Source organism: Belliella marina (assembly GCF_042682445.1).
Taxonomy (GTDB): Bacteria; Bacteroidota; Bacteroidia; order Cytophagales; family Cyclobacteriaceae; genus Belliella; species Belliella marina.
In genome coordinates this window covers 389,285-411,594 of the sequence record NZ_JBHUHR010000046.1, presented here as the reverse complement: position 1 = coordinate 411,594, position 22,310 = coordinate 389,285, and the positions used below count along the sequence as shown (strand labels likewise).

Sequence of the window (22,310 nt, the reverse complement as noted above, 5' to 3'; positions counted from 1 at the left end):
TATATCCAACAACAAAAAAAAACCACCCAATTATTTGGATGGTCTTTAAGTTTGAGCTTATTGAATATAATAGCTCCTAATTATTGTTCATTATCGCTCCGGCACCGCCTTCTCCACCTTCTTTGAGATCGTCATTGGAAACACCTCGTTTCTTCCTTCTACTTCCTTCTACGCTCAGCTTTCCTATCCTGTAAGAGAAATTGACTTTGAAATTCATATTCCTCATCCCTATGGTACTTTGCTGCATAATCGTAGGGGTTACCAATTCATTTCGGATTTTAAATTCTTGGGTAAAGAAATTCTCCATTCCAAAACCAACACTTCCTCTCTTTTCATTGAATTGCTTATTTAAATTCAATCCATACATCATAAAGCCACCTGCTGAACCTTGAAGCTGTACTGCTCTACCTCTCGCAAATGTGAATGCTTGTATCTGCCAGTTTTTTGGCAATGTATAATTTCCAAATAATCTACCACTCACTACAAAACCTTCGTTGGATGCTGCAAACATTGGATCTTCCATGCCGTTTGTCAACATGGCATAGTAGGAATCTACACTTCCATTAAGCGAGAACTTACCCGAGATGTTGATATTAGAAAAAACACTCAAACCTACTGCCCTTTCATGTCCGATATTTTCGAAGGTTGTGAAAATCACATCATTGTCACTTATTGTCCTTACAGGCTGAATAGAACCGGTGGTATTCCTGAAATAGGATGTAAAATTCAAAGAGCTTCCTCCAACAAAAGTACTGTAAGCCAATTCATAATTATCAGTCAATTCAGGATCCAACAATGGATTTCCTTGGGACTGCTGCTGTTGATTGCTTTGATCAATATTTGGATTCAAGAACTGCAATGATGGACGCTGAATCCTTCTGTTGTAAGCGGCTTTGATCATATTTCCATTGGCCAATTTTCTACCTATGTTCACACTAGGCACAAAGGTTCCATAAGACGGGATATCTGCTGGAAGTTCTGAATTCTTGAAATCAGCATTGATATTGGTATATTCATATCTTAAACCAGCTTTTACGGTGTAATTCTCCAAAAAGCCTAAAGTATACGATGCATAACCCGCCGTAACATTTTGGTCATAATTGAATTCGTTTGACAAAACAACATCATCCACTTGCTGAAATTCTCCATCTGCACCATCTGCTGTGAAGAACGCAAATTCACTGATCGCTTTTCTTAAAATATTCTTTGCTCCATATTCCAAAATCTGGTTCCCAGAATTGCCTACTGGAGTTACATAATCCAATTGGATCGTAAACTCTTCATTGATTCCTAGGTTTTCATTCTTTACCCTATTTGCTATCTCTGTAAAAGTACCGTTGTATATGCTGGTGACAAAATCATTGTTGTTATTGCTTCTACTGTACAAACCGGACACACTGAATTCTTTCTGTGGTGTTTCAAAAGTCTTGGTATAATTGAAATTCAGATCGACATTGTTTGATAAGTTATCGATATTAACATCACTCAAAAGAGAATTTCGCAATACATCTTCAATAATCGTCTCAGTCAAGAAGCCATCTCGTGTGTTTCTCATATTCCTCACCCCTACACTTACTGAAGCTGTCAGGAAATTGTATTTATTCAATTCATAATCCCAACCCAAGTTATACCTACCAAAAAGCATATTGTTTCTAGTGTCAGCAGTTTGGTTGATGACAGTATTTTGCCCATCTGGGCCCATCGTTGTTTGTGTATTATCAAAAGAGCCTAAAATATTATAACCGCTTCTTCCAAATCCACCAAGCGTCCAACCCATTTTACCTCTTTTCAAGCTTGCATTCAAACCAAGGTTGGAACCCCTCAACCCTGCACTGGAATTAACATTTAGTGATGCTCCCTGTAGGTTATTCTTCTTAGTGATGATATTCAATACACCACCGGTACCTTCTGCATCGTACTTAGCAGATGGGGAAGTAATGACCTCCACTGACTTGATCTCCTCTGCGGGTATCTGTTTCAAAGCATCTGCGATGTTGCTCGCTACGATGGCAGACTGCTTTCCATCTATCAGAACCAGGATATTTGTACTTCCACGCATAGATACATTCCCATCCAAATCGACCGATAGCATCGGCACCCTTCTCAACACATCACTTGCATCTCCACCAATAGTTGTCTTATCATTCTCGGCATTATATATGGTTCTGTCCACCTTCTCTTCGATCAGGGATCTCTGACCCTGGACCGTCACTTCTTCCAATCCCAATGCCTCTTGGGTCATTTTCAGACTCCCTAAATTGATTTCCGTATTTCCATTAGCTACTTCAATCACTGCTGTACTCAATGGCTCAAAACCAATAAAACTTAGCTGGACAATGTATTTGCCGTTTTTGAATCCCGTTATGAAAAACTCACCCTCCAAATCGGCCACAGCTCCCACCACAACTTGCTTGCCCTCTGCTTCCAAAAGCGAAGCCGCCGCATATGGGATTGGCTCCCCAGTCTCAACATCGAGGATTTTTCCGGTGATTTTGTACACAGCCTTCTCCCCTGTACCTGTCTGCGCCTGCAGGTCCACAAAAGATGCCATAAAAGTCAATAATGTTAAAACTAATAATTGGTACTTCATTTTGATCGTTATTTTTGGTGTTTGGTTACTTTGTCACGAAGATGATCCGGAAATGCTTTGCTCTGAATGTGGCAAAAACTACCACCTTTGTCCAACATATTCAGTTTCCGTCAACAAAGGAACATCGAGTTAAAATCAAAAAAAAACCAAATAGACTGAACGGTACTTTTTGACGACCAAGCAGGCAATTAAGCGGATGAACAAAAATTTTGGTTAAGACAAAGACTTTATCTTCTGTTTTCTCCATTTCAGCGTGGAAATCAAGGCACTGGCAGATCAGATTAGTTTATCTACAGAATTTTATTTTTGTTTACTTGGACAAACCACCATTTTGCAGAAGCATGCCTTTAAACGACAAACAAAAAATCTCAATTCTGATCCACTTTCTTGGCTGGGCATTATTCGGAATTGTAATATTTGTTCTTTCCCCACTTTCCGCAGGAGTGGAGAGACCCATCGAGTACTGGATCAAACAAGCGCTCAGTTTCTCCATGCTGATCGGGATTTTTTATATCAATTATTTTTACTTGATCCCAAGAGTGCTGTTCAAAAACAAAATCCCACTATTCTTATTGATCAACTTGTTTGCAGGAATCCTATATGTGGTGCTACTGATATTCTATGATGATTATACCCATTTGCCAGAGTTGATGCACAGGGCATTTAGGCCGGAAGTCACATATGTCCCTAGACCGAGAAACTACTATTGGGACATTTCGCAACTTTTGATTTTTTTCATGTCAGTTGGTATCAGCACAAGCATCGCATCAGTACAAAAATGGCAATCCGATGAAAAACTCAGACTGGAACAAAGCCAACAACAAATCAATTCTGAATTGAATTACCTGAAAGCACAGATCAATCCCCATTTTTTCTTCAATACCCTCAACAACATCTACTCTTTGACAAATATAGATGTGGAAAAAGCAAAGACCGCCCTGCTGAAACTCAGTAGAATGATGCGCTATGTACTTTACGAAACAGAAAAGACACACACTCTCTTGACCAAAGAACTGGATTTCATCCGGGACTTTATAGAACTGATGAGATTACGCCTCTCTTCAAAAGTCCATTTGGAAATCAACATTCCTGAAAAGATAGAAGAAGCCCCGATTGCCCCCATGCTACTCTTGCCATTTATCGAAAACTGCTTTAAACATGGAGTAAGCTCCCAACTAGAAAGTTCTATTTTCATATCATTGGAATTCAACTCCAAAGAACTTATCTTAACTACCAAAAACAAAATCCACAGACATCATGACAACTCCCCCGAATCCAAAGCAAGTGGCATAGGGCTTCAAAACACCAAAAGGAGGCTGGATTTACTTTACGACAAAAAACACGAGCTCCAAATTGGGGAGAATAGCCTGGAAAACACTTACCAAGTAACCCTTAAGATCAATCTCTGATGAAAATTTCCTGTATCGCAATCGATGATGAACCATTGGCATTGAATTTAGTCGAAAAATTCATCAAACAGACTACTTTTTTGGAGCTCCAAGCCACATTTGACAACGCCATTGAAGCATTGTCTTATACAAATAACCATGACATCGACCTGATTTTCTTGGATATACAAATGCCCGACCTATCAGGGATGGAGTTGGCAAGGATTATCGAAGGAAAAAAAGGAGGGAAAAAACCGCGCATCATTTTCACGACTGCATACAACCAATTTGCGATAGAGGGTTACAAAGTCGATGCCTTGGATTATTTGCTAAAACCCTTCAGTTATGAAGACTTTCTCAAATCAACCACCAAGGCGTACCAGTATTTTGAAGAAAAAAGGGAGACAGAAAAATCCAACCCCAAGCCTCAGACCGACTATATATTTCTCAAAGTCGAATACCAGTTGGTCAAAATCATCCTCAAAGACATCACCTATATCGAAGCATACAAAGACTACGTAAAAGTCCATTTAAGAGACAAAACCAACCCTATCCTATCGCTTACCAGCCTCAAGAATATGGAAGAATTGTTGCCTGAAGATAAATTTATGCGGATCCACAGATCCTATATCATTGCACTGGACCACATAGAATCCATTTCAAGAAATACAGTACAAATAGGAAATGCAAACCTGGCAATAAGCGAAAACTATAAGGATAATTTTATGGAATTTTTAAACAAATGGATTGCATAAACCCAAAAACAAAATTTTATTCCATTTTTATCTCTTTACTACCCAGAACAGCACATCAATCTTAAACTTTTTAGCTGAAAAATCGTTTATTGTATGGCAAATTACTTTTCTACAATAATTATAATTAAATTCATCCATGAGTGAAGACCAGAAGACTTTTATGATGATGGCTATCGAATTGTCCAAAAATGGAATGGATTCCGGAAAAGGCGGCCCTTTTGGCTGCATTATTGTGAAAGATGGTAAGGTAGTAGGAAGAGGCTCAAACTCTGTATCTTCCACCAAAGACCCTACTGCCCATGCAGAGGTTGTTGCGATACGCGATGCCTGCAAAAACTTGGACAATTTTCAATTGGATGGCTGTGAGATTTATACATCTTGCGAACCTTGTCCAATGTGCCTGGGAGCTATTTATTGGGCTAGACCCAAAGCTGTGTTTTACGCCAACACAAAACAAGATGCGGCAAATGCAGGATTTGACGACCAGTTTATCTACGACGAACTGGACAAACCGATAGGTGAAAGAAAAATCACTTTCCACCAACTCCTAGGCAATGAAGCCAAGGTGGTCTTCCAAGAATGGATCAAGAAAGAGGATAAAACATTATATTAACCAAATAAAATACAGACATGAAAAAGCTAATGATTACAGTATTGGGTGCATCCTTACTACTCTCATGCAGCCAAGAGAAATCGGTAGAAGAACGGTACATATACCAAGATGACAAAATCATCGATGTCGATACAGGAGATGAATACCTTTTGGAAGAAAGCGACGAGCAATTCGTCTTGGTACATAAGGACGGTACACAAGAAACCATAGCACTTGATGAAACGCCATTCTTCGGGACATCCCTGACAGACGATTATGTTTCTGACTGGAAAAACAAGATGGAAGAAAGACAGGAAAAACTCCTAATCGACAAGAAAAACCAACTAAAAGAAAAAAGAAAGGAACGATACGCAGAATATTCTGATGATGAGTTGATGAAAGAGTTCCAAAAATACCACAAAGAAGGAAAAGACATGACCATGCAAATGGACATGATAGCCGAATTGCTGGAAAGGGGAAAGATTTCCGATGAGGAAGCCCCTTCATTGCTGGAGGTAGAACCTGAACTTATCAATTTGGATATCGATATCGAAGCTCCGAACGACGAGCTGTGATCAAATAACCAAACCGGATATCCCGCATTCCATATTGAATCTGGGAAGGGCTTGTCACTAAAAACGAATTTCAGGGACTTCCTTACCAAATATCAATCTGCAAAACATCCTTGACAAAATAGGATGGAAAGAAAGGTGAAAGAAGGAGGTTCTTTCACCTTTTTTCTTTGATCATTTCCTTTGGGTCATTGATCTACTGAATACTATTTTATATCCATATCCGCTTTCTTACCAGTAGCCAAACAATAGATTGCTGGATGAACGATTTGTGGTTCTGTTGACTACGCCGCGGCGCACAAGTTGTTGACGAGTATCCACAACTTATAAAGCTACTTCTAACCCAATGTGCAACATTGCGGATACTCATATTTTATTTTTCCCCGAAACTAAATGACCGACTATTTTGTGACAACCACTTTTTTTTGACACCTCAAAGAACATGTATTGGCTAAAAAAATTTAAACCTCCATTTTTATTGAAAAAAGATAGATACTTTTGTACAAACCTGAACCTATGTTAGAATCACTTGAAGTTTACGCAATTGAACTTGGTCCTGTAAAATCCGCTTTTTTGGCAACAACTTTCACTTGGTTAGTGACTGCACTTGGGGCATCTCTGGTGTTTTTTTTCAAAGAAGTAAAAAGATCCGTGTTCGACACACTTCTAGGTTTTACAGGAGGCGTGATGATTGCTGCTAGTTTTTGGTCTTTGCTTGCACCCAGTATCAAGCACTCAGAGAGTCTTTTCCCCAACTATCCATGGATACCAGCAGCTGTAGGCTTCCTGACGGGAGGACTGTTCATTTTTGCATTGGATAAGTTTATGCCACACCTACACATCAATTTCAACAAAAACGAATCTGAGGGCCTTGCTACCAAATGGCATAAATCCACTTTGCTTTTATTGGCCATCACCCTCCACAATATACCTGAAGGACTTGCGGTAGGCATACTTTTTGGAGCTGCATCGATGGGTATGGAAGGAGCCAGCATCTCAGCAGCGATCGCCCTAGCCATCGGTATTGGCATCCAAAACTTCCCAGAAGGCATGGCCGTATCCATGCCCCTTAGAAGACAGGGTGTGAGTAGAAGAAAAAGCTTTTGGTACGGACAACTGTCTGCTGTTGTGGAACCTATTGCAGGAGTAATCGGCGCAGTAGCCGTGATTTACATGCAGAACATTTTACCTTACGCACTCTCCTTTGCAGCCGGTGCAATGATATTCGTAGTAGTAGAGGAAGTCATCCCAGAGACCCAAAGGGATAAATACACAGACTTGGCAGTTTTGGGATTCATGGCAGGCTTCACCGTCATGATGATTTTGGATGTCGCATTGGGATAACCTGTCATTTCAATCAGAATATATGGAAAAAGAAATCGTTTTTGGAATTTTACTACTTGCTATATTTCTATTTTCATGGGGAAAAATACGCTATGACTTAGTCGCAATCATATGTCTTTTACTATTGGTAGTCACAGGACTGATACCGGCAGACGAATCCTTCAATGGCTTTGCCCATCCGGCAGTGATCACGGTGGCGATGATCCTAATCGTAAGCCACGGCTTGGCAAAATCCGGTTTGATTGAATGGATTGCCAAAATTCTACTTGGGAAGAAGCTCCCTTTCACGGTACAGCTGGCTATTCTCTGTGGCATGGTCTGCGTTGCCTCGGCCTTTATGAACAACGTAGGGGCGCTCGCCATGACAATGCCTCTAGCAATCCACATAGCCAATAAAAATGGGGAATCCCCGTCCTCCTATTTAATGCCTATTTCATTTGCCTCCCTATTGGGAGGGATGACCACGCTGATTGGCACACCACCCAACATCATCATTTCCACATTCATGGCGGAACAAAATGGGGAAAAATTTTCCATGTTTGATTTCGCACCAGTTGGTGTTGGGCTTGCCGTAGTCGGTCTCCTCTTTATCATTCTTATTGGCTGGAGACTTGTTCCCAAACGTTCTTCCAATGAAGATGAAAAAAACAAATTCAAAATCAATGATTATATCACGGAAGTGAAAATAATAGAGAATTCCAAACTCATAGACGAACCCCATAGGTCAATCCACCAATTCACAAAAGGCAACATCCAAATCCTCAACATCATTCGGGACAAACAGATGACCTACGCACCGAGCAGGAACTATATTTTCAGGGAAAATGATGTGATAACAATCCAAGGTGACCCCGATGACATCAAGTCATTCATCGATGATTCCAAAACAGCACTGGTAGGCAAAGACAATGAAACTGGCGAAGAAATCAAGCCTGAAAACATTTCTTTGGTAGAAGCTGTAGTCATGTCAAACTCCAATATTGTAGACACAACTGCCGCACAACTTCACCTAAGCTACCGATACGGAATCAACCTTTTGGCGATCTCACGTCAAAACCAAAACATCCGAAAACGGATTGACCATGTAAAATTCCAAGTCGGCGATGTACTGTTGGTACAAGGTGACGAAGACAAAATCGACGAGGCCTTGGAAAGGATGGGATGCCTCCCGCTTGCCGACAGGGGGCTGAATCTAGGGCAACCAAAGAAAATATTGTTGTCATTCGGTATTTTCGCCCTATCGTTGGCTTTGATCATATCCGGACTATTACCTGTACAAATAGCCTTTACCATAGCGGCATTGCTGATGGTCCTCCTAAAGATATTCCCCATCAGAGAACTTTACAAAGCTATCGATTGGCCTGTAATCATCCTACTAGGAGCACTACTTCCACTCGGTACAGCACTTGAAACTTCCGGTGGCGCAGGCTGGATTGCTGATAAAATTCTGATATTAAAAGACACATTGCCGGCATGGGGCATATTAGCCATGGTACTGATCATCACCATGTTTCTTTCCGACATCATCAACAATGCAGCTACAGTAGTCCTGATGGCCCCAATTGCGGTAAACATAGCGACTGGGATGCAGGCAAACATCGAACCATTCCTCATGGCAGTGGCAATCGGCGGTTCTTGCGCATTCCTCACACCGATAGGACACCAAAGCAACACACTAGTCATGGGACCTGGTGGATACAAATTCACTGATTACCTTAAACTGGGCGCACCTTTGGAAATCCTAATCCTGCTTGTGGGCATACCATTGATCCTGCTTTTTTGGCCCCTTTAGTGGTTTTGGGGGTAAAATTAAAGCTAAAAAAGCGCCATATGACAACATATGGCGCTTTTTTAGCTTTACAACGACCCTCACGACCAGTGATTATGAAACAAAATGAAAAATAGGTTGATTTTTAAACCACATTAGAAGATTTTTACACAAAATCCATAAAAACAGGTTTAAATTTTAACCATAAAAAAAGGAGTCTTTGTAAAAGACTCCTTGAGTGGGTTTATTTGTAACTGACCTCAGCCATATTTCGTTTGGTAAATCTGCAACAATTAATGTTTTTTCACTACCAAATTTTCATAAACATAACAAAAACATAACAAATGGCAAAAAACTTCTACAATATTTTTTTGTTAATTCTCATACCCCAATGATTCTACCGCATTTGAATAGAATTCTGATAAACCTTTGGAGTAGTTCCAAATTCTGCTTTAAATACCCTAATAAAGTATGTAATATTATTGAACCCTGACATAAAGCAAACTTCTTGGATTTGATAATTTGCCATTCTAAGATAATTCCGCGCTAAGTTTAGCCGCTCTTTGAGCACAAACTCCATAGGGGATATTCCCAATTCATTTTTGAACGACCTTGAAAAATGGGCTTTACTCATACATGCCTTTGCACTCAAAGTATCCAGACTGACGGACTCCCTGATATTATTTTTGATAAAATCGATTACATGAGCCAGCCTATTGCTGGATGACAGCTGCTTGTAGGTTTTTTGGAGTAGCTCTTTCGCCTGGGTTTGGGTAAGCCTTATCAACAACTCCTTCAAGGCAAGTGTAGCTATCACATCCTTCTCCTTAGATCTCTCCTTTACTCCAATCCTAACAAACCTATTGATGATTTCAGACAAATCCTGCGTGTTGATCAGGTGGAAATTGGACAAATCCAACCCCCATTCCTGGGAAAGCAATTTGTCAGGAAACTTTTCATTGAGAAGATTGAATGTGTTTTCAATCATTTCCTTTGAAATCGAAAGCGCTATACATTGTGTAGGGTTTTCGATATTAGCATCCGGAAAATCTATTTTCATCAACTCATTTGGCGGTACTATGACCGATTCGCCCGGCAAATAATCAAACCCTTCCTTATCAAAAAGACGCATGATTTTCTTCCCTTTCAACATGGTAGTCAACACCAAATCCCCAAAGATCAGGTTGACATCTTTTGCCTCCTGATGGGTTTCAAAAATATTCAACTCACAATCGTTTAAGGTAAAGGTAGTACGGTTCTCCACGAGTGTTTTAAGATCCCTATCGGGCCTCCATGGCACCCCTGCGATGAAATTGCTCTGCATATTATCCTATTAGGTTATCGGGTTTCATTAAAGTTATCAATAATGCTTCACATACAGAAATAATACTAATAAAAATCTATAATGTTAAGTTTTCACATGGACATCCCGGCTTTCTATTTTTCAAAAAGTCACACGTGGTGGATTTTCCGATAGCATAGGTTGATTTTCTCTGTCTACAAATACAGAACTTTGAAAAAACCCAAAATAAAACCGATATGTCTACACTAACACTATCCCAATCAAAACCGGTAGAAAGACCTAAAATCAAAGATAGCTATGATCACTTTATAGGAGGAAAGTGGGTAGTCCCCAACTCCGGGGAATACTTTGACAACATCTCCCCTATTGATGGCAAAGCTTTTTCAAAAGCTGCAAGAGGAAATAAAGCCGATATTGAATTGGCTTTGGATGCAGCCCATGCAGCATTCCCCTCTTGGTCCAAAACTTCACCCGCACTTAGGAGTAAGCTTTTGAACAAAATAGCTGACATCATTGAAGAAAACCTGGAAATGCTTGCAAGAGTAGAAACTATCGACAACGGAAAAGCTTTGAGGGAAACCAGAGCTGCCGATCTACCATTGGTCATCGATCATTTCAGGTATTTTGCAGGAGTCATCAGGGCGGATGAAAGTTCTATTTCTGAGCATGATGAACATACAGTAAGTATAGCATTGCACGAGCCATTGGGTGTGGTAGGCCAAATCATCCCTTGGAATTTCCCACTGCTAATGGCGACTTGGAAAATAGCACCTGCTTTGGCAGCTGGATGCTGCACTGTAGTAAAACCAGCTGAGCAAACACCAACGAGCATCATGGTGCTGATGGAACTGATCGCAGACGTTCTTCCCCCCGGTGTATTGAATATAGTGACAGGTTTCGGCATTGAAGCAGGCAAGCCGTTAGCCTCCTCACCTAGGGTATCAAAGGTTTCTTTTACTGGGGAAACCACCACAGGAAGGCTGATCATGCAGTATGCATCCGAAAACCTGATTCCAGTCACCATGGAATTAGGTGGCAAATCGCCAAATATATTCATGAAATCTGTGGCTGATGCTGATGATGAGTTTTTTGACAAAGCCGTGGAAGGCGCTGTGATGTTCGCTTTGAACCAGGGAGAAATCTGCACATGCCCATCTAGAATTTTGGTTCATGAAGATATTTATGATGTCTTTATGGAAAAAGTAATAGAAAGAACCAAAGCAATCAAAATGGGACATCCTTTGGCTGAAGACACCATGATGGGTGCGCAAGCATCAAACGACCAATATGAAAAAGTCCTCTCATATATTGATATCGGTAAGCAGGAAGGCGCAGAAGTCTTATGCGGTGGAGACAAAGCAAGTTTAAATTCAGGCTTGGAAACAGGCTACTATATCCAACCCACAATCTTCAAAGGGAATAACAAAATGAGGATTTTCCAAGAAGAGATATTTGGGCCGGTAGTCTCTGTCACAACCTTCAAAACCACCGAAGAAGCCCTTGAAATCGCCAACGATACACTATACGGGTTAGGAGCTGGCTTATGGTCAAGGGACGCACACGAACTTTACCAAATCCCAAGAGCCATCCAAGCTGGACGTGTATGGGTAAATTGCTATCACAATTATCCAGCCCACGCCCCATTTGGTGGATACAAAAAATCCGGATTTGGACGTGAAAACCATCTCATGATGCTAGACCATTATCGTCAGACCAAAAATATGCTGATTTCATATGATAAAAACAAGCTTGGGTTCTTTTAGAACCTGCGTTTTTAGATGTAGGATCCAAGGGGATTTTGTACTAAAATCGATTTCCCTGCCTCCAGCCTGACAATGGGGTTGGAGGCATTTAAATAGCGTATAATAAAAAAGACCATACAACAATTATCCAATTCTGCTTTTCTCTTGCTTCTTTTTTACTGTTCCAAAAACCCTCTATCCCCATTTGCAAAAAACTAATCGATAACCAAATGCCCGACAACACATACACTCCCAGAGTTCTCATTACCGAATCCGCCATGGAGGTTATTGACACCTTGAGGAATCGTTTTGGCCCTGAATTGATGTTTCATCAAAGCGGTGGTTGCTGTGATGGTTCTTCACCTATGTGTTTCGAAAAAGGGGATTTTAAAGTAGGGCCAAGTGACATATGGCTTAGCAGTGTTTACGGATGCGATTTTTTCATGAACCAGGATCAATTCGAATACTGGAAACACACTCAAATCACAATAGACGTCACCCCGGGTAGAGGCAGCAGTTTCTCTATAGAAATACCAATGGGCATCAGGTTTATAATTCGCTCTCGCTTATTTACAAAAGAAGAACTAAACAACCTAACCCCAACCAAAACAGGGGAAGACACACTATAAACCTGAGTTCGACTATTCTCACTTTGTCAACCTGCCTGCCGGCAGGCAGGAACGGTTTTAAATGGTGAGAACTACGAAAAGAAGGTGCGAACTTTTTTATGAAGTAATATTGGGATATTGCGGATTGAAAAAGTGAAGTAGGTTGCCGTTTAAAACCGAATAGTCGGCTCAGTCAATAAAAACACCCATTTACTGCGTTAAATTTCTGAGCGATAGCTTAGGCTATCCCTCAAAAATTTGCCTTGTAACTGGATATTTTTATTGATTTTGACTTTGTGATAACAATCAAACTCAGGTTATAAGCCCGGCATTATTCTTTCTGACGGGAATTTTCTCTTTTCTCCTGCTTCCAAACATTGTAAAACGACAAAGCTACAGAAATAACCAATCTGGTAAGCCAAACCCTCAAGTTAGTAATATAAACCATCCAAGTGGCAAAATCAGTCCCCCTGAACAGTACCTCAATGATGAAATCAACCAATATTATCCCAAAAAATATGATAAAAGTCCCCAGGATTATTTTTTTCGCTTTGGTCATTTGGATTTTTGTTTCTGCTATTTTTAGATTATGATTATCTGCTTTCTTACCAGTAGCCAAATAAATTGATATATTTTAAGTCAACAGATGCACTAATAACTAACCGACTAATAACCCTTGTGCGCCGTGGAGTAAATAACGATTATCCGTATGATTTTATCGGAAAATTCACCAACTGGTGTCATTGCGGATAATCATATTTTAGATTAAGACACTTTACAAATAACAGAAATATAAATTTTACTTAGCAGGAAAATGACATTTTTACTTAATTTAAATGCATGAAAGAAAACAAACTACACCAAGAAATTTCAATCATTGGAAACATCCAAGTTTACCTTCGGGAGTTTGTATACGGAGGGATCGATGGTGCGGTCACGACTTTTGCGGTCGTAGCCGGCGCTGTTGGCGCAAATCTCGATCCATCAATCATTATAATATTAGGTTTTGCAAACCTGCTTGCTGATGGCTTTTCCATGTCTGTGGGCGCCTACCTTTCCTCAAAATCAGATCAGGAAAATTACGACAAACATAAGGCCGTAGAATACTGGGAGATAGACAACCTGCCTGAAAAAGAAAGGGAAGAAATAGAGGAAATCTATAAGGCCAAAGGCTTTGAAGGGGAATTGCTCCAAGAAGTAGTCAACGTCATCACCGCAGACAAAGATAGATGGGTGGATGAAATGATGAAAGATGAACTCAATATGATGGAGGAAACCAAAAGCCCTTTCAAAATCGGATTGGCAACACTGATCTCTTTTATTGTTGTGGGCTTTATCCCATTGATGATCTATGTATATGACTACTACCGGGAGACGAGGTTCGATGTGTTTTTATGGACAAGCATCTTTACAGGACTGGCTTTTGCGACTGTGGGATGGCTGAAGAGCTTTGTCAACCAAACAAATATTTTCAAAAGTATAGGGGAAACCTTAGCCTTGGGCTTCCTGGCCGCTTTGGTGGCATATTACGTAGGTGATTTTTTAGAATCTTTAATCATGAATAGCTAAATGACGACAATCGACGAAGTAATTTCAAGAATGGACGAAATTGTGGCAGAGTGCGCCATCAAAGAATCCCGAGTTGGCTATTTTGCCATTCTCTACCGCCAAGTCACCATTCGGGTCAAAGAAGGCATCCTCAAAGGCGAATTTGAAGACAACCCCAGGATGGAAAAGCTCGATGTGATCTTTGCAAAACGATTCATCGATGCCTATGATGCTTTTATGAATGGGCAGAGTCCCACCAAAAGCTGGAAAACATGCTTTGAGGCCGCCAACAATTCCAAGCACATCGTGTTGCAACATCTTCTCTTGGGCATCAATGCACACATCAATTTGGATTTGGGCATAGCTGCCGTTGAGACCGTCGATGGCAAAAACATCAATAGCATTCTCAATGATTTCAACAACATCAACGCTTTGCTCTCGGAATTGGTGGACGGGGTAAAAAACAACATCGGTACCATTTCACCACTTTTCAGATTCTTGATTCAATTTGCCAAGGGAAGGGATGAGATTTTGGTCAATTTCAGCATCAAGCTCGCACGTGATGGCGCCTGGAAATTTGCCAATGAATATCTTCTCCACACCGATAAACCTGCCTGCATCGATATGAGAGACCAAATCATCTCAGGGTTGGCAGAAAGTATGGTCAAGCCAGGCACAAGGCTGAGTAGAATCATAGGGATTATAAGTTTCAGTGAATGGAGATCGGTAAGCAATACCATGAAGCAACTCGACCAAGTTGCCAAAAAGGCAGTCGCATAACCACACTAAACCTCTTGGCTTTAACTTGAAAAAGTCCGTAGTCTCCACTCACTTTCCTTGACTAATTTAACGGTTTGCTCATCTGCATATACCTGAACACCCTTCTCCGCCAAATCCAACAGCTCATCATATGGCCCTCGTGGAGAAATCAGCTTGACAAATATTGGTGCGGTTTCCACTGCTATAAAAAGCAAAATAATCATAAGATTGGCCATTTCCATGGCCTTACTTTCCCCTGTCAAAACAGAAAGTGCATCAATCCTGGCCGCCAGCCCATCAAACCCATCTATATTTGGTTGCAGTTTGGAAAACTCCGCTTCCCGAAGCCCCATAAACCTCTGGATTTCTGCATCAATATTATCAATCCTAGCCTGATGTCCTTTAGCCAAAACATCCAAACTAGCCTGCGCTGCATCCAGCTGCTGCTCTTTCTTCTTGGCATTTGCCCCCAACCCCACAATTCCACTCGTGCCATCTGTCTTAGTCCCAAACCTCTCATAATCATACTCTTGCTGCAACCTATCCCTATACATGGTTGCAGTTGCCAAGTCTGCCTTCAAACTGTCTTTTTGGACCTCAAGTTCATTGATTTCAGTAAAGCCATTCTTTAAAGACTCTTTACTTTGGGCAATCATCAAAGCTTTTTTTTCATCAAGCTTTCTATTTATCTCTTTTTCGAAAATCTTCAATTCCAATGGCTTCGAAATCACCAAAGCCAAAATAACAGCCATAATGATCCTGGGAATAGCCATCTTCCACTCTGACCATGACTTATCCCTTTTGCGCATACTGGAAACGATAAACCTATCCAAATTGAAAATCATCAAGCCCCAGACAACACCAAACCCAACTGCATACCACAAAGACTGAAAAACAGTATTCAAGGCATATCCCGCCGAGACTGTTGCAAGCAATCCCGTGAAGAAAATAGTACCTCCGATCCCAAAATATTTGTTGCTATCTGTAGGTGCCCTTTTCAACAAGGAAAAGTTGGCTCCACTACAAAACCAAAAGAATCGAGTGACTTTATTCATAAATATGTTTCTAAATGATATGAATTGGATATTCAAAAAACGAACTAATCGATACCAAAAATATCCAAAATCAAATTAAAATAAACAAAATGTGACCTAACCCGTATTTTCTGCCTTGAAATGGCAGATTATCGTGATAAAATAAAAACCATACCTTTAATTATTGCACAAAATTTATTAATTTGTCATATACATAAATCTCAAATACGAACAGGCACTGTTCATTTATGAACAAGATTTTTCTAAAATCATGTGTTTAAACATTTAGAAAACATGACTACCAAATTCAAGTGTACCTACCTTGCTTTTATAATTTTTCTGAGTTTAGGCATAGAAGTGTATGCGCAAAAAACACCCTTTCAAACTGAAATTGAAATCATTTTAGAAAAATACCCTGATAATTCCTTTGAAAAAGGCGGGATTGTTTTTACCGGGAGCTCAAGTATCCGTCTTTGGAAAAGTCTTGACGCTGACTTTCCGGAGATAACTATCATCAATACCGGTTTTGGGGGATCACAAACACATGAAGTCCTCGAATACATGGAAGAAACCGTCTTAAGGTATTTCCCTTCCAAAGTATTTATATACGTAGGCGAAAATGACATCCAGTCAGGCAAACCTATCGAGAACATCCTGAATGAATACGAGACCCTCTATGATGGCATTTTAAACCAAAACCCAAATGCCATGATTTACATGATAAGCGCCAAACCAAGTCCAAGCAGATGGGAAAAAAGCGCTAAAATGATCCTACTCAACCAGAAAACAAAATCCCTAAGCGATAGGTTAAAAAATATGACATTCATTTCGGTCTGGGACGAAATGCTTGACACAAATGGCAGCCCCAACGAAGCTTTGTTTATTCAAGACAGATTGCACATGAACGAAAAAGGATATTCCATTTGGGCAGACAAAATAAAACAGCATTTATGAACAGTAAACTGATAAATCTAGGAATTCAAATTGTGCCAAAAAGCAAATCCATTGACAGCTATGAACTCGTAGATAAAGCAATAGAAGTCATAAAAAAATCAGGAGTAAACCACGTTGTGACTCCATTCGAGACCGTGATGGAAGGAGAACAAGATAAATTGATGCGAATCGCCAAAGAAGCACAAGATGCTGTATTACAAGCTGGAGCCGATGAAGTTCTCATCTACTACCGGATTCAGATCAGAAAAAATGAAGATGTACTTATTTCAGACAAAATTGACAAACACAAATAAAACCTATCTTTTAATCTAATTTTTAAACAAAAGTATTATGAGAAAAATATTTACAATCTTATTGGCGCTGGGAGTTTGCAGCATTTCTTTTGCGCAAATCAAATCAGTAGAGTACGATGTAGTATCAAACCAAGTAAATTCCGGAGTTCCACTTCCTGCGGAAGAACCTTTTTATATCAGAGGTACACTACCTAGAAACATTGAGTTTGTAAAAGTAAGGGTGAACAGGCCCGGAAGGAATGAAAACCAATCTGATACATATGTTTGGAAAACCGCTTTTGATTTTCAGGTAAATCAATATGAACTGTATGTTGGAAGCCCACTCAAAAGCAACACCAACTACGATCTTGAATTTTCATTCTATGAAAAAGCCGATGAGGGCCAGATGGATGAAGTAAAGACCGCCCTTCACAAAAATCTAGAATCCTACATCAATGCCAACTTGGAAGTGGCTTCCGGCGGGATAAAATCCTACAACAATGATCAGGTAATGCTCTCACAATTGAATCAGATTGTAGAAAACGGCCTGATAGATTACAGGCATTTTTTGGGCAGGGATTTTCCGGGATTTAGTGATTTAGTAAAACAAAAACTTGCCCAAAAGAACAAACTAAAGCTAAGGAGAGCCAAATTCAACATACTCGGCAACAAGGATGGCGAAAACCAAAAAGCCATGTACGCCAACCAATATGTGGAAGAGTTGATCAATACTGTCCAAAACGAACTGGATCAATTCCTGAGCAGAAGCTTGATGTCGTTAGTTGACATCAGACAAGTAAGCGCCTACCCTACCGAAAAGAAACCAGGAACTCTTCCTTTAAACTTTGGCTATGGCGCATTTGCTGTAAAGAGAACCCTTGGTTCTACCGAGTACTTTAACGGTCCATACTTGGGACTTTCCCTACCACTGGGCAACAAGACTTTTCAAAAATTCTTGGGCAATGCCTCATTTTCTACCGGTGTATTCATCCAAAACCACGAAGCGGGCGATGGCACCAAGATATCCGGCCCTTGGGTAAACCTTCCTATTTATGCCGGATTGGGATACAAAATGTTCAACGTCATGAGATTCAATGCAGGGGCTGTAATGATCAACATGGAAGATATGAATACGGGGAATAAGACAGATTATATCCAACCTTATGTGGGCTTAAGCCTTGAATTCAACCTATGGGTTGGGCTAAACAACAGGAGGTAATCCCATGAGAAAGCTACTATTCACAATATTCGCATGCCTTATCTCCTATTCGACACTTTTTGGCCAACAAAAAGAATTCGAATGGAGACTTGGTGTCAGTGGCGGTTACTCTAATTACTATGGAGACCTTACCCCATACAGGATTCGCGGACTTTCCAATATGGATGCTATCCACCATTTACTGTATTTCAACGAAAACTATTTTGATCAGTATTCCTTCAAGATCTCCTTGGAAAAGAAACTGAGCCCTACAGTTGGTTTGCAGTTCAGCTATGCACAGTATCAATTTGCAATGAGTGACCGATACATCAAAAGGAATGGAGATCTGCTTACCACTTCAAGGAATTTTGATCGGGCATTGAATTTCCAGAACAATACAAGGGATATGGGGTTGTCATTTGTATTCAAGACCGACAATGACAAATTCCTCTCCTCAAAATCCCTACTAGCACCATACTTCACCTTGGGATTTGGATTTCTTGATTTTGATATCAAGGGGGATTTGCTTGATGACAATGGCAATATGTACGATTACTTAAATCCAGAGACAGTCAACAACGGGATTTATGAAACCGAGCTGAGCCCCCTTAGGACAGAACTGGAAAACGGTTATGACAATGGAACCCTCTATGCAAATTTTGGTTTGGGAATCCGATTGAGGCTGGGCAATAGATTGGAAATATTTGCCCAGAGCGACTTCATCCACTCTTTCACTGGATATCTGGATGATGTCAGTGGTACTTATAGAGAGACATACGACAACAGTTTTCAGGCCTATGCCGCCAAACCTGGTCCGAATGTAGTCGACCCAACTACGATGAATAGAGGTAGAAACAATGGGCTCAATGACTGGATAATCTATCATGGAGTGGGCTTGAAATTCAATTTTGGTGCAAGCAAATCCTCATTTCATGCTCCTAGACTAAGCACCAGATATCCTGATTATAACCAAGCCAAGATAAAAGAACCAATTCCAAAAGAAGTTTCCCTAGTGGAAACCGAAGTGGTTCAAGAGCAAGAAAAACCAGTCATGCCAGAAGTTGAAAGGACTGGCAACACCTATACATACTACACCAATATCCAGCTTTCGGATGACGGAAGGGTAGATTACCTGGAATACATCACCATTATATTGACTTGGGACCAACAAATCTCCGATAGGAAAGATAAAATACTGGAAGGTAAATTAAAAGAAAGGTCACTTCTGGATATCCAAAAGAACATTGCTGACCAGCAAAACCTTTTGGCTACAGACACCTTGCTACGAAGGGATGAAAAAGATTCCCTTATAGCAGTTACAGAGAAAAACTTATCCCGTATTGGCTACAGTTTAGACAGCATTCAGACCAGTCGATCACAATTGGAATACGAAATAGACAGTATCTCTAAACTCAAAAGTGTTCCACTTATTCGTCCCAAAGCAAGACAGCATGTACCCGATAGCACCCTAACACCGACGGGTTACACTGACAGCCTTTATTCCAACCCAGCACTGCATGAAGATCTAGAATTGGGTGGGGATGAAGTCCTTGAATATGGAGAAATGATCGATTCCGATTCAATAGCAGCCCATCAAGCCCCTATCAGACTGGACAATGGGCAGTTGGACTCATTAACCTATAGAACGGAAAATCAATTTTCAGAAATTGACACTACGAAACCCTTGGTTTCCAACATAGACGAATTTGAAGCTGATCAGGAGTTTCAAAAAAAAAATTCAGATCAAACTGAAAGAATCCAATATCTGGAAGCGGAATCCAGAAAATTAAGGTCAGAGCGGGACAGTCTCAATTCCCTGCCAAGAGAGATAATCTATATGGGGGGCAGCAGTGCGACAGCTGATCAGGCAACGCGAAGCAACACTTCTTTCCAACGCCAGCCGACCAACACCTATCATACTGAAACAGTAGTAAGGGAAAGGGTAGTCCAGTCCCCAACTGTTCGAAGAGAAAGAAGCGGGCGAAACTTTTGGCAAACAATCGGAGCCTTTTTTGGGGGAGCAGCTGTCGGCAAAGCAGTTTCCTCCAACAAAGAGAAAGATACAGACCAAGCTCCCGCAGCCCCGCCAGCAGCTGAACTTGATCTCGCCACGATCAATAGGATCAACAATGCAGCTGTAATTTGGAGCTTCTTGAATCTAGGTATTGACCAAAACGAACTGAAAAGGCTGGCTAAAAATGCATCAGAAGAAAGACTGGCCATGGAAGCGACAAAGGCAGCTTCTGTAGACGTCAGCCCCCAGGAAGTAGTCATAGATACTGTATATATAGAGAATGACCCTGAGTTCAAATTATTGAAATCAAAGGAAATAATTTATTTCAAAGTCAACCAAAAGGAGCCTGATCAAGACCAGATAGAAAAGCTGGAAAACCTGATTGGTTTCGTCAAAGAAAACAGGGAGTACCAGCTCTTGCTTACAGGATATGCAGACAATACCGGCAACATAGCTTATAACTTGCGGTTGGCTAATGAAAGGATGAAAGCAGTTGCCAATACCATTGAAGAGAAATATGCTTTAGATTCCTCACAAATAGCTTTTGAATCAGGAGGACAAGTCGTCCGGGGACCTCAAAGATCCAGCAATGATTTGGATAGGAAAGTAGAAGTAAGAATCGAAAAATCAAACTAAACTACTATCGGCTAAAGACCGATAGGTTTGGCTTCGCCTAAAGGCGACTAAAGTGCATCCGAGACTTCGTGTTCTCCTATGTTGTGAAAAACTTGGTGATCTTTGTGGTTATAATTTTTACAACTAGGAGCACAAAGTAAAAACTCCAAGTTCGCAAAAAAACACTAAAGTCTTCGCCTAAAGGCGAGGGATCCCCCCAGAGTGAGTCATTAAAAAAGAGCGCTGAGAATGATCTCAGCGCTCTTTTTTTGGTCTAAAACAAAGAAAATTCCAGTTTGTCAGTCAACAATTCCAGTGCCTTTACGGCTTTTACGGAATTTCCCTTTTCATTCAATTCAGGACTCCATACCGCAATGCTAAACTTGTGTGGCATCACTGCGGCAACTCCCCCACCAACACCACTTTTGCCCGGCAACCCTACACGAAACGCAAACTCACCCGATTCATCATAAAACCCACAAGTCAACATCAGCGCATTGATCCTGCGGGCATGGCTTTCAGATACAATTTCCCTTTCGGCAAATATAGAATATCCGTCATTGGCCAAAAACGAAAATGACCTGGCCAAATCCACACACGACATTTCCATGGCACAATGGGAAAAATACACGTCCAAAACTTCTGCGATGTCGTTGTCAAAATTTTTATAAGCTTTGAGAAAATATGCCAAGGCAGTATTTCTTTCCGCATGGTTTTGTTCTGATTTTTTCACCTCATGATTGACGCTCACACAGGTATTGCCTGATATTTCATTGATGAAATCCTGAATTTGCCGTGTCGGAGATTCGAACTTACCGCACAATGCATCTGAAATAACCAATGCTCCAGCATTGATAAAAGGATTTCTTGGGATCCCTTTTTCGTATTCCAATTGGGCGATGGAATTGAATGGATTGCCACTTGGCTCCACATTCACCCTAGACCAGAGTTTTGATTTGAATACATGAAAAACCATCGTAAGCGTATGCACCTTGCTGATGCTTTGGATCGAAAAGGGAGTTAGATAATCCCCCACACCATAAACCTGACCCTTCAGATCAACCAATGCTATCCCAAACTGATCTGCATTGACTCGCGCTAGCTCCGGAATATAATTGGCTACCTTCCCACGTGGATTCTCCTCCACTACCTCTTGATATACTTCTTCTATTACTTTTTGATAATCCAACATCTAAAATTTAAAGTCCCAAAATTTGATTTACAAAACAGCTGGCACCAGCTCCAAACCACCCT

General features: G+C 40.6%; 19 protein-coding genes. 14 read left to right on the top strand and 5 right to left on the bottom strand.

Features of this window, described 5'->3' with window-relative positions:
* Positions 1-76 precede the first annotated feature (76 nt).
* Positions 77-2,590 (bottom strand): TonB-dependent receptor, encoded by a 2,514-nt coding sequence (locus ACFSKL_RS20830; RefSeq protein ID WP_376888976.1) that lies wholly within the window; start codon positions 2,588-2,590, stop codon positions 77-79.
* A 341-nt stretch (positions 2,591-2,931) separates the two neighbouring features.
* Here ACFSKL_RS20830 and ACFSKL_RS20825 point away from each other — a divergent pair, with 341 nt between their 5' ends.
* The 6 genes from ACFSKL_RS20825 (at position 2,932) to ACFSKL_RS20800 (ending at position 9,033) form a co-directional block, all read left to right on the top strand.
* Positions 2,932-3,999 (top strand): sensor histidine kinase, encoded by a 1,068-nt coding sequence (locus ACFSKL_RS20825; RefSeq protein ID WP_376888974.1) that lies wholly within the window; start codon positions 2,932-2,934, stop codon positions 3,997-3,999.
* Complete coding sequence (locus ACFSKL_RS20820) at positions 3,999-4,733, top strand: LytR/AlgR family response regulator transcription factor (protein WP_376888972.1); 735 nt, start codon at positions 3,999-4,001, stop codon at positions 4,731-4,733. The genes ACFSKL_RS20825 and ACFSKL_RS20820 overlap by 1 nt, the downstream gene beginning before the upstream one ends.
* 136 nt (positions 4,734-4,869) lie before the next feature.
* On the top strand, positions 4,870-5,346 hold the full coding sequence (locus tag ACFSKL_RS20815; protein ID WP_376888971.1) for a nucleoside deaminase: 477 nt from the start codon (positions 4,870-4,872) through the stop codon (positions 5,344-5,346).
* Between the two features lie 17 nt (positions 5,347-5,363).
* Positions 5,364-5,900: a hypothetical protein gene (locus ACFSKL_RS20810; protein WP_376888970.1), complete on the top strand. Its 537-nt coding sequence runs from the start codon at positions 5,364-5,366 to the stop codon at positions 5,898-5,900.
* A gap of 513 nt (positions 5,901-6,413) precedes the next feature.
* Positions 6,414-7,241, top strand: a complete 828-nt coding sequence (locus ACFSKL_RS20805; protein ID WP_376888969.1) for a ZIP family metal transporter — start codon at positions 6,414-6,416, stop codon at positions 7,239-7,241.
* Positions 7,242-7,263: 22 nt separating this feature from the next.
* On the top strand, positions 7,264-9,033 hold the full coding sequence (locus tag ACFSKL_RS20800; RefSeq protein ID WP_376888967.1) for an SLC13 family permease: 1,770 nt from the start codon (positions 7,264-7,266) through the stop codon (positions 9,031-9,033).
* 373 nt (positions 9,034-9,406) lie between these two features.
* On the opposite strand, the gene ACFSKL_RS20795 is transcribed toward ACFSKL_RS20800, so the two are convergent.
* Entirely contained in the window at positions 9,407-10,333 is a 927-nt protein-coding gene (locus tag ACFSKL_RS20795) for an AraC family transcriptional regulator (RefSeq protein ID WP_376888965.1), read from the bottom strand.
* A 215-nt stretch (positions 10,334-10,548) separates the two neighbouring features.
* Here ACFSKL_RS20795 and ACFSKL_RS20790 point away from each other — a divergent pair, with 215 nt between their 5' ends.
* Positions 10,549-12,075 carry an aldehyde dehydrogenase family protein gene (locus ACFSKL_RS20790; protein ID WP_376888963.1) on the top strand — a complete coding sequence of 509 codons (1,527 nt, stop codon included), beginning with the start codon at positions 10,549-10,551 and terminating at the stop codon, positions 12,073-12,075.
* A 209-nt stretch (positions 12,076-12,284) separates the two neighbouring features.
* Positions 12,285-12,683: a DUF779 domain-containing protein gene (locus ACFSKL_RS20785; protein ID WP_376888962.1), complete on the top strand. Its 399-nt coding sequence runs from the start codon at positions 12,285-12,287 to the stop codon at positions 12,681-12,683.
* Between the two features lie 310 nt (positions 12,684-12,993).
* Here ACFSKL_RS20785 and ACFSKL_RS20780 read toward each other — a convergent pair whose 3' ends face one another.
* The gene (locus tag ACFSKL_RS20780) at positions 12,994-13,221 is read right to left on the bottom strand and encodes a hypothetical protein (protein ID WP_376888961.1); all 228 of its coding nucleotides are present in this window, start codon (positions 13,219-13,221) and stop codon (positions 12,994-12,996) included.
* A gap of 281 nt (positions 13,222-13,502) precedes the next feature.
* Here ACFSKL_RS20780 and ACFSKL_RS20775 point away from each other — a divergent pair, with 281 nt between their 5' ends.
* Together ACFSKL_RS20775 and ACFSKL_RS20770 are read left to right on the top strand one after the other, a co-directional pair.
* Positions 13,503-14,231 carry a VIT1/CCC1 transporter family protein gene (locus ACFSKL_RS20775; protein WP_376888959.1) on the top strand — a complete coding sequence of 243 codons (729 nt, stop codon included), beginning with the start codon at positions 13,503-13,505 and terminating at the stop codon, positions 14,229-14,231.
* A complete protein-coding gene (locus ACFSKL_RS20770) occupies positions 14,232-14,990 on the top strand; it encodes a DUF5995 family protein (RefSeq protein WP_376888957.1) in 759 nt (252 codons plus the stop codon).
* Positions 14,991-15,010: 20 nt separating this feature from the next.
* Here ACFSKL_RS20770 and ACFSKL_RS20765 read toward each other — a convergent pair whose 3' ends face one another.
* Entirely contained in the window at positions 15,011-16,024 is a 1,014-nt protein-coding gene (locus ACFSKL_RS20765; protein ID WP_376888955.1) for a DUF4407 domain-containing protein, read from the bottom strand.
* Positions 16,025-16,297: 273 nt separating this feature from the next.
* On the opposite strand from ACFSKL_RS20765, the gene ACFSKL_RS20760 reads away from it, so the two are divergent.
* The 4 genes from ACFSKL_RS20760 to ACFSKL_RS20745 are packed head-to-tail and all read left to right on the top strand — an operon-like array spanning position 16,298 to position 21,077.
* The gene (locus ACFSKL_RS20760) at positions 16,298-16,957 is read left to right on the top strand and encodes a GDSL-type esterase/lipase family protein (RefSeq protein WP_376888953.1); all 660 of its coding nucleotides are present in this window, start codon (positions 16,298-16,300) and stop codon (positions 16,955-16,957) included.
* On the top strand, positions 16,954-17,250 hold the full coding sequence (locus ACFSKL_RS20755; RefSeq protein WP_376888951.1) for a thiamine-binding protein: 297 nt from the start codon (positions 16,954-16,956) through the stop codon (positions 17,248-17,250). Before ACFSKL_RS20760 ends, ACFSKL_RS20755 begins: the two co-directional genes overlap by 4 nt.
* 37 nt (positions 17,251-17,287) lie before the next feature.
* Positions 17,288-18,448, top strand: coding sequence for a hypothetical protein (locus ACFSKL_RS20750; RefSeq protein ID WP_376888950.1), 1,161 nt, complete (start codon positions 17,288-17,290; stop codon positions 18,446-18,448).
* A 4-nt stretch (positions 18,449-18,452) separates the two neighbouring features.
* Positions 18,453-21,077: an OmpA family protein gene (locus tag ACFSKL_RS20745; RefSeq protein ID WP_376888948.1), complete on the top strand. Its 2,625-nt coding sequence runs from the start codon at positions 18,453-18,455 to the stop codon at positions 21,075-21,077.
* 253 nt (positions 21,078-21,330) lie between these two features.
* Here ACFSKL_RS20745 and ACFSKL_RS20740 read toward each other — a convergent pair whose 3' ends face one another.
* A complete protein-coding gene (locus ACFSKL_RS20740) occupies positions 21,331-22,245 on the bottom strand; it encodes a glutaminase (RefSeq protein ID WP_376889140.1) in 915 nt (304 codons plus the stop codon).
* Positions 22,246-22,310 lie beyond the last annotated feature (65 nt).